This window comes from Xanthobacter autotrophicus ATCC 700552 (assembly GCF_043194565.1).
GTDB classification, from domain to species: Bacteria; Pseudomonadota; Alphaproteobacteria; order Rhizobiales; family Xanthobacteraceae; genus Xanthobacter; species Xanthobacter autotrophicus_F.
The window spans coordinates 302,454-313,815 of sequence record NZ_JBAFVS010000004.1 but is presented as its reverse complement, the minus strand read 5'-3'; the positions used below and the strand labels follow the sequence as shown (position 1 = coordinate 313,815).

Annotated in this window: 12 protein-coding genes; 2 read left to right on the top strand and 10 right to left on the bottom strand. The window is 68.0% G+C overall.

Annotated features, from left to right (window positions below):
* Nucleotides 1-104 precede the first annotated feature (104 nt).
* The 4 genes from V5F48_RS06680 to V5F48_RS06665 form a co-directional block, all read right to left on the bottom strand.
* Nucleotides 105-1,271 carry a hypothetical protein gene (locus tag V5F48_RS06680; protein ID WP_394258062.1) on the bottom strand — a complete coding sequence of 389 codons (1,167 nt, stop codon included), beginning with the start codon at nt 1,269-1,271 and terminating at the stop codon, nt 105-107.
* 147 nt (nt 1,272-1,418) lie between these two features.
* Entirely contained in the window at nt 1,419-1,853 is a 435-nt protein-coding gene (locus V5F48_RS06675; protein ID WP_394258071.1) for a DUF1489 family protein, read from the bottom strand.
* A 258-nt stretch (nt 1,854-2,111) separates the two neighbouring features.
* Nucleotides 2,112-3,092: a hypothetical protein gene (locus V5F48_RS06670; RefSeq protein ID WP_394258061.1), complete on the bottom strand. Its 981-nt coding sequence runs from the start codon at nt 3,090-3,092 to the stop codon at nt 2,112-2,114.
* Between the two features lie 204 nt (nt 3,093-3,296).
* Nucleotides 3,297-3,434, bottom strand: coding sequence for a hypothetical protein (locus tag V5F48_RS06665; protein WP_394258060.1), 138 nt, complete (start codon nt 3,432-3,434; stop codon nt 3,297-3,299).
* Between the two features lie 199 nt (nt 3,435-3,633).
* On the opposite strand from V5F48_RS06665, the gene V5F48_RS06660 reads away from it, so the two are divergent.
* Nucleotides 3,634-3,933: a DUF3253 domain-containing protein gene (locus V5F48_RS06660; RefSeq protein ID WP_394258059.1), complete on the top strand. Its 300-nt coding sequence runs from the start codon at nt 3,634-3,636 to the stop codon at nt 3,931-3,933.
* A 228-nt stretch (nt 3,934-4,161) separates the two neighbouring features.
* On the opposite strand, the gene V5F48_RS06655 is transcribed toward V5F48_RS06660, so the two are convergent.
* The 5 genes from V5F48_RS06655 to V5F48_RS06635 form a co-directional block, all read right to left on the bottom strand.
* Nucleotides 4,162-4,965 (bottom strand): YdcF family protein, encoded by an 804-nt coding sequence (locus V5F48_RS06655; RefSeq protein WP_394258058.1) that lies wholly within the window; start codon nt 4,963-4,965, stop codon nt 4,162-4,164.
* Nucleotides 4,966-5,025: 60 nt separating this feature from the next.
* Entirely contained in the window at nt 5,026-5,757 is a 732-nt protein-coding gene (locus tag V5F48_RS06650) for an ABC transporter ATP-binding protein (protein ID WP_394258057.1), read from the bottom strand.
* Entirely contained in the window at nt 5,757-6,980 is a 1,224-nt protein-coding gene (locus V5F48_RS06645; protein WP_394108864.1) for a lipoprotein-releasing ABC transporter permease subunit, read from the bottom strand. Before V5F48_RS06645 ends, V5F48_RS06650 begins: the two co-directional genes overlap by 1 nt.
* A gap of 140 nt (nt 6,981-7,120) precedes the next feature.
* On the bottom strand, nt 7,121-8,443 hold the full coding sequence (gene proS, locus V5F48_RS06640; RefSeq protein ID WP_394108824.1) for a proline--tRNA ligase: 1,323 nt from the start codon (nt 8,441-8,443) through the stop codon (nt 7,121-7,123).
* Between the two features lie 601 nt (nt 8,444-9,044).
* Entirely contained in the window at nt 9,045-9,686 is a 642-nt protein-coding gene (locus V5F48_RS06635) for a TetR/AcrR family transcriptional regulator (protein WP_394258056.1), read from the bottom strand.
* 242 nt (nt 9,687-9,928) lie between these two features.
* Here V5F48_RS06635 and V5F48_RS06630 point away from each other — a divergent pair, with 242 nt between their 5' ends.
* Entirely contained in the window at nt 9,929-10,885 is a 957-nt protein-coding gene (locus V5F48_RS06630) for a homocysteine S-methyltransferase family protein (protein ID WP_394258055.1), read from the top strand.
* 22 nt (nt 10,886-10,907) lie between these two features.
* On the opposite strand, the gene V5F48_RS06625 is transcribed toward V5F48_RS06630, so the two are convergent.
* Nucleotides 10,908-11,357: a VOC family protein gene (locus tag V5F48_RS06625; protein WP_394258054.1), complete on the bottom strand. Its 450-nt coding sequence runs from the start codon at nt 11,355-11,357 to the stop codon at nt 10,908-10,910.
* Nucleotides 11,358-11,362 lie beyond the last annotated feature (5 nt).

Sequence of the window (11,362 nt, the reverse complement as noted above, 5' to 3'; positions counted from 1 at the left end):
TGGACCAGCCCGGGGATGACCGCAGGGAGGGGAGCGACAGAGGAGCTGGCAAAATATAGGCCAAGGGCTGTCCAGCCCTTTTAACCCGCCCGCCCCTGCCACGCTCACTCGTCGGTCAGCGGGCCGAGGATGAGGGTTTCAAGCTTCACCCAATTGCCGAGCTGGGCATAGGTGAGCTTTTCCGCCTTCAGGTCCCAGGTGACCTCGGAGCGGGTGGGGCCGACGCAGGTGTCCTTGCCGTCCTCGCCCTTCACGCGCCGGCAGGCGTCCTCGCTGTCATTGTAGTAGACGCGGCCGTAAAGGCCCGGCTTCGACTGGTCGGCGCTGGAGAAGAACGCATCGGACTGCGCCTGTGCCGCACCGGCATCGAAGAAGGACTGGTCGTTGTTCGCCGACTGCTCGTTCCAGCGCAGATTGTATTCGTAATAGCCGGTATAGGGCTTCTTCTTGCCGGCCTTGTCGGAGAAGGTGCCGTTCTCCTCCACATAGCGGATGGAGCCGGAGACCCGGTCGGTGAAGGAGCGGTCGGCCACCGCATAGCTGAAGCTCACGCCATTGGCGTCGGTCAGCCAATTGCCCAGTTCATAGTCGTAGTCGAGGTTTCCGGAGACGCGGGTCTCCGGCAGGAACGAGAACGGACCGGCCGCGAGCTGGGTGCGCTCGAAGCGCAGCGGGTCCGGGTTCTTCACCTGAATCGACACGGTCTTGCCGTCCACCACCCGCGAATAGATCTTGGTGGCTTCCTTCTGGGCCTTGCGGAACTGTTCGCCCACCTCCCACCAGCGCGCCACGTTGCGGCCCTGGATGGAGCCGCCGAAGGCCGAGGTGGTCTGGTTGCCCTTCACCACGTCGATGCGCAACCGGCCGGCATCGGGGATGTAGCGCCCGTTGCTGTCGATCTGGAGGTCGCCGCGCAGGATCGCCACCTCGCGCGCGATCTGGGACGGGTTCGACGGATTGACCACGTCAAACTTCACCGAATAGACGAGGCTCTTGCCCGGCGTGCGCTGCACCGATCCCTTCAGGATCATGAGGTCGGCCACGGTGAGATCGGAAATCTCATAGAGGTCGGTGCCGGAGGTGGAGCGCGTGGATCGGGAATTATAGTCCACGGTCATGGCGCCGGTGAGCTTCGCCTTGTCGGCGGGAATTTCCTTGAGCGCCTGGCTCTGCTGGGCCGCGGCGGGGCCGGTGGTGGCGCCGGTCACGACGCCCGCCACCAGAAGGCTCGCCGCGCAAGCGAGAGTGGCCGGCACACTGCGTATGGTCATAGGTCTCTTCCCCTCGTCGGACCGCAGCTCGAAACGTGCGGCCCTTCGCGGGGCGCACAGTGGCGAAGCATTCCTGAACGGGAGATGACGAGACGTCAGACCACGAGAACAGAATGGCGCGTTCTGCCGCCTACAGCAGCCCCCCGATCACAATAGACCCAGGTCGCGCAGTTCCCGGGCGAGACCCTCGGGCAGCTCGGTGCCGGCTTCAGCGCAGGCGAGGTCTCGCGGCGCCTCGTTCGCCTTCAGGTAGCGCCAGCCCTGGAACGGGCGCGACGGGCGCGGCTCCACCGGCACCACCTTCTGGTCGAGCACGAGGCCGCAGCGGCGCACCCCGTCGGCGTCCACGAACGGGCGCAGGTCCAAAAGGCGCTGGCGCGCCGCCACCTCGCCCTTGATGACCCAGTAGAGCGCGCCGCCGTCCAGCAGGTCCTCGCGCCGGGTGGGGACCATGCGGGTCACATGAATCTGCTCGAACGGCTGGCCCGCCCTGCGCGCCGCCTCGGCCCGCTGGGCGATCCAGGCTTCGAGATCGGCGATGGAGGTCGCGCCGACGCACAGCTTGATGAGATGGAGCGTCATGGCCGCCTTGATCTGCTCTTCTGCCATCGGCCGAGGTCTACGACCGATGCCAGGTGGGTGATGCTCCGCAAGGCGGGTGTTCCCGCCTTGCGGGTCTTAAGAGTAACGCGGGTGTTCCCGTGTTGCGGGTCTTAAGAACGACGCGGGTGTTCCCGCCTTGCGGGACTTAAGACCGGTTCCGGCAACAGCCGGAACCGGGCCGGGCCGCCGCGCGGGCTTGGGATACCCCAGCTCCAGGCTTCGGCGTGGACCGGCGGCCTATTCGTCGCCGGCCGGCTCGGCGGCATCCGGGGCAGGCGCGGCCTGCGGGCGCGGCCGGGATGGCACGGCGGGCCGGGGCGCGGCGGCGGTGGGCGGCGTTCCGGCCGGGCGCGCGGCCGGGCGGGCGGGCGGCCGCGGCGCGGCACCGCTGGCCGCGGGTGTATCCTCCACCGGCAGGTTTGCCACCGGCGGGCGCTCCTGCGGCGCAATCGGCGGGCCTTGGCCCCCGGCCCCGTTCTCATGGGGAACCACGGAGAAGCCGAACGGGCCGGTACGCACCGGCGGGGCGGGATTGAGGGTGCCCCGATTGCGGGCGTTGCGCTCCCAGATGGGCGCATATTTGGCCACGAGCGCCTGATAGCGGCCCTCGGTCATATTGGCGACGACGCGGGAATTGTCCCCCAGCACCGCGGCCGGCGGGCAAAAGGAGGTGGTGCAACCAAATTCCTCCGCCAGCACCGCCGCCGTGAAGCCGAACGGGTCCAGTTCCAGCGGTCGGCGCCAGGTCATGACGCGGGCGGCAAGGCCCGGCACCTCGACCTTGCGCAGGACGTTGGCGGCATCCTCCACGAGGGCGATACGCTCGCGCACCAGTCCGCGCGCGGCGGAGACCGAATCCGGCCGCTCGAACAGCACCGCCTCGCACGCGCCGGCAAGCGTTGTGTCCGCCGTGAGGCAGCCGAGCGCCGGGGTCTGGGCGGCGGCGGAATCCAGGGTGGCGGCGCGCGCCTCCAGTGCCTGCGCCTGCCCGCCCGCGGCCGTGCCCGTGATGGCGCGCACTACCGCGCCGCCCACGGCGAGGCCGCCGGCGAGCATGCCGAGCAGCACCAGGATTGTCACCGGATGGTCATTGGGCTCGGAGCGCGCGAACAGGAGCACCACGAAGACCACGCCGGCCACCGCCGCGGCGACGGCGGCCCAGCCGGGCACGGCGAAGCTCGCGTTCAGGACGCCCAGAAGCTGATCGAACCACTGCATCCGGCGTCCTCCGCCCGCATTCACCAGCACGGCCAAGGCCCAGAGCCAGACCGGCGCGACCATCCGTCCGGGGCAGCGGGCGCCACCCCGGCGACGGGCGCGGATCATCGGTCCGCGCGCCTCTCAAGGCAACGCGCGGACCCCATCCACGCTCTCTATGGTAAAGCCTTTCGGCGATCCGCCGGGCGGCGGAACAGCGGTGCCTCAGCCCGCCCGCATGACGGCGTGCTCGAAGCCGCCGAACAGATAGACCACCGCCACCGCAACCAGGAAAACGGCGAGTGCGGTACGCGCGACGCCCCAGCAGGAGCGGCGATGGGAATAGCCTTGGCTCAGATTCATGATGGGATCATTGATCTCTTCACGTGCCCCCGCGGCACGCGGTGCGTTGCGCACTGCACAACGATTAAAGTTTTGTGAAGGTCGCGACAAGGGGGTGCGAACGGTTCGCAGGGTTGTCCAATGCGCATGTCTGCCGGTGGCCGCCGCATCGGCTCCACGTGGTGGCCGCACCGGTCAAAAATGCTTTATGAAGTCGGCCATGAGCACCGATTCCCGCCGGGAGACCCCCGCGCCCTCCCCCCTGCCCGACGATGCCTCCACCGAGGCGGCGTTGCTGCGCCTCACCGCCGAATGCGGTCCGGGCAAGTCCATCAGCCCCATGGATGCGGCCCAGGCGCTGATGGCTGAGGCCGAATGGCAGCGCGCCCTGCCGGTGGTGCGCCGCGTCGCCGTGCGGATGGCCCAGGAAGGGCGCCTGCTCATCTATCGCAAGGGCAAGCCCATCGACCCCGCCGAGCTGCGCGGCGTCTACCGCATCGGCGCCCCCCGCGACGAGTGATGCCGATGGCCGGTGGCGGCCTTGGTTTGAAGTGGAACACCACCGCGCCCCCTCTCCCGCTTGCGGGGGAGGGTTGGGGAGGGGGCAGAGTGCCGGGGCAGAACACCGGCGGCGGGAATGACGGATAGGGCCTACCCCCACCCTGCCCTCCCCCGCCCGCCACTCCGCACGGTGCCGACCCCTCACCCCCAACCCCTCTCCCGCAAGGGGAGAGGGGAGAAGGACCGCTCACGGCGCCGGAAACAGGGCGCTGGTCTTGCCGGACAGGTAGTAGGCCACAAGGCCCATCCATTCCCGCGTGCCCATGTCGGTCGTGTCGAGACCATCGGCGGCGCGGGCGAACGGCTGGTTCAGCCGGTCCGGACCCGCGGTCTGGAAATCCACCGGATAGGCCACCACGTCGAACCCCGCCTTGCGGAAGCAGCCCATGGCCCGCGGCATGTGCCAGGCGCTGGTGACCAGAAGCCAGCGCTCGCCGGGCTTGGGCTGCAGCAGCGCCCTGGCGTATTCGGCATTCTCGGCGGTGTTGCGCGATTTTTCCTCGAACACCACCCGCGCCTCGGGAATGCCGAGGTCCGGCAGGCTCATGCGGATCATGTGCGCCTCGATGGCGTCGCCTTCGGGAAACAGCCGCCCGCTGCCGCCCACGAAGGCGAGCCGCGCATCAAGATAACGCCGCGACAGCGCGGCGAAGGCGATGGGCCGCTCCCCGGCCTCGCCGAAGGCGGGCACGCCCCGCGCATTGCCGATGTCCGGCTGTTCCGCCCCGCCCAGCATGATGATGCCGGCGATGGGGGTGCCATCATCCTTGAACAGCGGGAAGCGCTCCTCCAGCGGCGAGAGGATGAGAAGCGCGGCCGGCGAGAAGCCGAACACCAGCCAGCCCAGAACCGCCGTCAGGATGAGCCCGGTGCCCAGCCTCTTCCAGCGCACGGCCAGGAGCACCAGCCCCAGCACCGCGAGGATGACCAGCAGGTTGGACGGCACCGCGAGGAACCACAGCACCTTGGACGCCGTGAAGAAGGAATCCATGCGCGCTCCGAAGGCTCCGGTGAAAGACCGTTCCCGACCTCGAGCCGAGGCCGGAACCGCTCAGGCGAGTTCCACCACCTTGCCCTCGCGCAGCGTCACGCGCCGGTCCATGCGGGAGGCCAACTCCAGATTGTGGGTGGCGATCAGCGCCGCGACGCCAGTGGCACGCACCAGCTCCATAAGCGCGCCGAAGACGTGGTCGGAGGTCTTGGGGTCGAGGTTGCCGGTGGGCTCGTCCGCCAAGAGCAGGCGCGGCGCGTTGGCCAGAGCGCGGGCGATGGCCACGCGCTGCTGCTCGCCGCCCGACAGCTCCGACGGCCGGTGCGTGAGGCGCGCCCCGAGGCCGAGATAGGACAGCATCTCCCTGGAGCGCGCCTCGGCCTCCTTGCGGGAGAGGCCGCGGATCATCTGCGGCATGGCCACGTTCTCCAGCGCCGTGAATTCGGGCAGGAGATGATGGAACTGGTAGATGAAGCCGATGGAGAGGCGACGGATGCGGGTGCGGTCACTGTCGGGCAGGCGCGCGGTGGGCGTGCCGTCGATGAACACCTCGCCCGCGTCCGAGTGCTCCAGCAGCCCCGCGATGTGCAGCAGGGTCGACTTGCCGGAGCCGGAGGGCGCCACCAGCGCCACCGACTGGCCGTGGGAAATGGCGAAGTCCGCCCCGCGCAGGACCTCGATGGTGCCTGTGCCCTGGGCGTAGCGCCGCACCACGCCGGTGAGCGCGAGAGCCAGCGGCGGGCGGCTGCCCTGTCCCTCGGGCCGTCCATTGGGATGTGCGCGCTGATCCATCACTCGTATCTCAGGGCTTCCACCGGATCGAGCCGGGCGGCCCGCCAGGACGGATACAGGGTGGCGAGGAAGGAGAGCACCATGGCCATCACCACCACGGACGTGGTCTCGCCGAAATTCATCTCGGCCGGCAGGCGGCTCAGGTAATACAGCTCCGGCGAGAACAGCTCGGTGGCGGTGAGCCAGGAGATGAACTGGCGGATGCTCTCGATGTTGAGGCACACGATCACGCCCAGCAGCAACCCCGAGAGGGTGCCCACCACGCCGATGGCGGCGCCGGTGATGAAGAACACCCGCATGATGGCGCCCTGGGTCGCCCCCATGGTGCGCAGGATGGCGATGTCGTGCCCCTTGTCCTTCACCAGCATGATGAGGCCGGACACGATGTTGAGCGCCGCCACCAGCACGATGAGGGTGAGGATGAGGAACATGACGTTCCGTTCCACCTGCAGCGCGTTGAAGAAGGTGGCGTTGCGCACCCGCCAGTCCACCAGATACACTGGCCGCTCCGCCGCGCTCTGGATGGCGCCGCGCAATTCGCCCACGTCGTCGGGATTGTCGAGATAGACCTCGATGGCGTTCACGTCGGCGTTGCGGTTGAAATAGGCCTGCGCCTCGGCCAGCGGCATGAAGACGAAGGCGCTGTCGTATTCCGACATGCCCACCTCGAACACCGCCGCCACCTTGTACACCTTGATGCGCGGCGAGGTGCCCATGGGGGTCACCGCGCCGCGCGGCGCCACCAGCGTCAGATTGTCTCCCGCGCGGAGCGACAGCTGGTCGGCGAGGCGCTTGCCGATGGCGATGCCCTGCCCCTGGTCGAAATTCTCCAGCGTGCCCTGGCGGATGTTGTGGGCGACCGACGGCAGTTCCCGCAGGTCCTTTTCCGCCAGCCCGCGCACCAGCACGCCCGAGGCACCGAACGGCGAGGAGGCGAGCGCCTGCCCCTCCACCAGCGGCACCGCGAGGCGGATGCCGTTGAGCTTGGCGATGCGGTCCGCCACCGCCGCATAATCAGTCAGCGGGCTTTCCAGCGGCTGCACCAGTACGTGGCCGTTGAGGCCGAGGATCTTGCCCAGAAGCTCCTGCCGGAAGCCGTTCATCACCGCCATGACGATGATGAGGGTCGCCACCCCCAGCATGATGCCGAGGAAGGAGAAGCCGGCGATGACCGAGATGAAGCCTTCCTTGCGCCGGGCCCTGAGGTACCGCAGCGACAGCATCCATTCGAATGCCGAGAAGGGACGCGTGCCGGTGGCCTCACCGTCCGCCTGGCCTTTCCCCTGGCCTTTCCCTGGGCCGCCTTTGGCGCCCCTTGGTCCGCCCTTGGGCCCGCCCCTCGCCGCCGTGGACCCGGTGACGCTCATGCCTTCAGCCTCTCCAGGATGTCGCCGGGCGCGATCAGCTCCCGGGAGCCGTCCACGCGGCGCTTCAGTTCCACCTTGCCGTCGGCGAGGCCCTTCGGCCCGACCAGGATCTGCCACGGCAGGCCGATGAGGTCGGCGGTGGCGAACTTCGCGCCCGCCCGCTCCTCGGTGTCGTCGTACAGCACGTCATAGCCCGCGGCGGTCAATTCCGCGTAAAGCGTTTCGCAGGCGGCCCCGGTGGCGCTGTCGCCGGCCTTCAGGTTCAGGATGCCCACCTGGAACGGCGCCACCGCGTCCGGCCAGATGATGCCGTTGTCGTCGTGGCTGGCCTCGATCATGGCGGCGACGAGGCGCGAGGGGCCGATGCCGTAGGAGCCCATGTGGATGGTGTGCTCGGCCCCGTCCGACCCCAGCACCTTGGCGCCGAAGGGCTCGGAATATTTGGTGCCGAAATAGAAGATGTGCCCCACCTCGATGCCGCGGGCGGCCATGCGGCTCGCCTCCGGAATGGCGGCAAACGCAGCCTCGTCGTGCTTCTCGGAGGTGGCGGCATAGAGCTTCGTCCACCGGTCGAACACCGACTGGAGGCCGGCCGCGTCGTCGAAATTCACGTCGGCGGAGGGCGGCGCCATCTCCAGATAGTCGCCGTGGCAGAACACCTCGCTCTCCCCGGTGGAGGCGAGGATGATGAATTCGTGGGAAAGGTTGCCGCCGATGGGTCCGGTGTCCGCCACCATGGGAATCGCTTTCAGCCCCATCCTTGCGAAGGTGCGCAGATAAGCGACGAACATCTTGTTGTAGGAATGGCGGGCGCCGGCCGCGTCGAGATCGAAGGAATAGGCATCCTTCATCAAAAACTCGCGCGAGCGGTAGACGCCGAAGCGCGGGCGCACCTCGTCCCGGAACTTCCACTGGATATGGTAGAGGTTGAGCGGCAGCGCCTTGTACGACTTCACATAGGCCCGGACGATCTCGGTGATCATCTCCTCATTGGTAGGGCCAAACAGCATCTCGCGCTCGTGGCGGTCCTTGATGCGCAGCATTTCCTTGCCGTAGTCGTCGTAGCGCCCGCTCTCGCGCCACAGGTCCGCCGACTGGATGGTGGGCATCAGCATCTCGACGGCGCCGGAGCGATTCTGCTCCTCGCGGATGATGTTGCACACCTTGTTGAGCACCCTGAGGCCGAACGGCAGCCACGCGTAGATGCCGGCTGATTCCTGCCGGATCATGCCGGCGCGGAGCATCAGGCGGTGCGAGACGATCTCCGCCTCCTTGGGCACTTCACGCAGGATGGGGAGAAAATAGCGGGACAGGCGCATCGGCGGGCTCTGGATCTCAAACCTGGGAACGAAGTCGGCGCGAGTGAAAGCGGAAGGGGAACCAAAACACAAGGGCCGGCAGGCCACGACGGTGCCGCGCGCGCCGCTTCCGCAGCAGCATGGCCCAAGGAGCACGCGCCCGCCGGTGCGCACCGCGAACTTGTGGGCGTATGCGCCATCCCGTTTTTCGGCGCTCCAACGGCGCGGACCTTCGCGGAGGTAGCCATGCGCCTTTGGAATGCGAAACACGGTGCGCCAGAACCATACCGCATTGCAGCGAACAACTTATTGCGGCGCAAGGATGACAAACGACAGATTCTTGTTCTATTTTGATCTCGCACAAGAAAGGGGATCGTCACCGGCCGGCCAGATGGACGGTGAACGCGGTCCGGGTCTCGGGAGGAATTGAAAAAAGCCGGCCGACAGCCGCCTGTTGGTGCATCCCACGCGTTGGCGATCCACCACTTGGCGCATACGGAATCGGCAGTGCGGCTTGGCCGCGTGGCTTTCAAAGCGGACTAAGATCCGCAGGTCGCGCAGGACGCCGTGGATTGAACAAGGCGAGGCCACCAGGCCTCGCCTTTTTCTTTTAGCCGGCCCCTTATCCCGACCGCGCCTCACCCCCGGCGAACAGCAGCCGCACATGGGCGCGGAACTGGAGGACCTGCCGCGGCAGGATGGACGGATCGCGCAACGCGCGTCCCAGCACCAGGCCGCCTTCCACCACCGTTGCGAGCATGTCGGCGAGCGCGTCGAGGTCCACCGCCTCCCGCGGGGGATGGGTGCGCGCGATCAGCTCGAACCGTGCGCGGAACCGCGTGCGCCACTCCAGCATGCCCTGGGCGTTCAGGTCCCGGATTTCGCGGTTGAAGAGCTGGTCCTGATAGCAGAAGGAGGCAGCGAGGCAGCCGGGATGGGCCTCCGGCAGCTCGGCCATCATCTCCGCGAACAGCTTCAGGGCGATGAGCAGGCCGTGGAGCGGATCTTCGTTCAGTTCGTCGGCACGCCGGAACAGATCGTCGAGCAAGGCCCGGTCGCGCTCGAGATAGCGCAGCATCATGGCCTTGGCGAGTTCGGACTTGTCCTTGAAATGGTAGAAGAAACCGCTCTTGGTGATGCCCACCGCCGCGATCAGCTCCTCAATGGAGGTCGCCGCGAAGCCTTTCGCCAACACGGCTTCCTCGGCGAGGGCCAAGAGCCGCTCGCGCGTGTCGCTGCCCCGTCTCGGTGCCTGCTCCAGCATGGGTTTGATGTACCATAAGTACAGTTGACATCAAGATACCATTCCCTTGGGGCATGGGGATGGAGTTCGGCGCACAACGAAAATGAAAGTCAGCCGAATGACTTGGCACGATTTCCATCGTGCTTGACCGCGAGTGGCGTAGAACTTGGGTGCGCGCAGACGCATGTTCCGGTCCATCGCGGCGCCGGCGTTCGGTTCATTTGGATACCGCCGACGCCGCTCTCGTCTCGTCGGAGATCGCCATGAGCAAGTATCGCGCGGCCCTGCCGCAATTGGCCGGCCGCCTGTTCCTGATGGATGGCGGGCTGGAAACCACCCTCGTCTTCCATCAGGGCATTGATCTGCCTTTCTTCGCCGCCGCCGACCTCCTCAAGGACGCGGACGGCACCCAGCGCCTCGGCGCCTATTACGACCACTATGCCGGCACGGCGGCCGCCGCCGGGCTCGGCTTCGTGCTCGATTCCCCGAACTGGCGCTCCAACCCCGACTGGGGCGCGAGGATGGGGCTGTCCCGCGATGCCCTCGCCGAGGTCAACCGGCGCGGCATCGCGCTCATGGAAGAGATGCGCGCGCGCCACGAGACGCCCCTCTCGCCCATGGTGGTGTCGGGCGTCGTCGGCCCGCGCGGCGACGGCTATATCGCCGGGGCGATGATGACGCCGGACGAGGCGCGTGATTACCACGCCTGGCAGGTCGGCATCTATGCCGCGACCTCCGCGGACATGGTGACGGCCTATACCCTCACCTATTGCGCCGAGGCCATCGGCATCGTCAGGGCGGCTGAGGCGGCGGGGCTGCCGGTCGCCATCTCCTTCACCCTGGAGACCGACGGCCGCCTGCCCTCGGGCCAGACGCTGAAGGAGGCGATCCGCGAGACCGATGCCGCCACCAGCGGGGCGGCGGCCTACTACCTCATCAACTGCGCCCACCCCGCCCACTTCGCCCATGTGCTGGAGCCGGGGGCCGACTGGATGCAGCGCCTGAGGGGCCTGAGGGCCAACGCCTCGCGGCGCAGCCACGCGGAACTCGACGCCTCGCCGGACCTCGATGCCGGCGATCCGGTGGAACTGGGCCGGCTCTATGGCGAGTTGCGCAGCCGCATGCCGCACTTCACCGTGCTGGGCGGCTGCTGCGGCACCGATCACCGCCACGTGGAGCAGATCCGCTTCGCCTGCACCGCCGAGAGTGCTGCGGCGTGACGGGCCGGCGACGCCCCGGCCCTCAATAATTCGCCCACAGGCCCGGGCTGGCGATCTCGGCGAGGTTGCCGTCCGGATCGCGGAAATAAAGGCTGGTGGAACCCTTGGGCCAGTGCACCTCGCCCTCGATGGCAACGCCATGGGCCTCAAGGTGCGCCCGCCACAGCTCGATATCAGCCGCCGCCACCGCGAAGGCGAAGTGCAGGCGGCCGGCGCCGTCATGGGGTGGAATGGCGCCGCCGAACGGCAGCGCTATCTCTTCGTCCGCCGTGCCGCGCTTGAACAGCAGCAGCACCGTGTCGCCCACCGGATAGGCGGCGAAGCGCGCGTCGGCGAGCATGGGCACGAGGCCCAGCACGCCCTCATAGAAGGCGGTGGCACGCGCAAGGTCATCCACGTAGAGGCCGGTTTCCACCACCCGGCCCAAAGGGGGCGGGCGGCTGGGCGGCGGAGCGGAAGGCGCGCCGCCCATGGTCA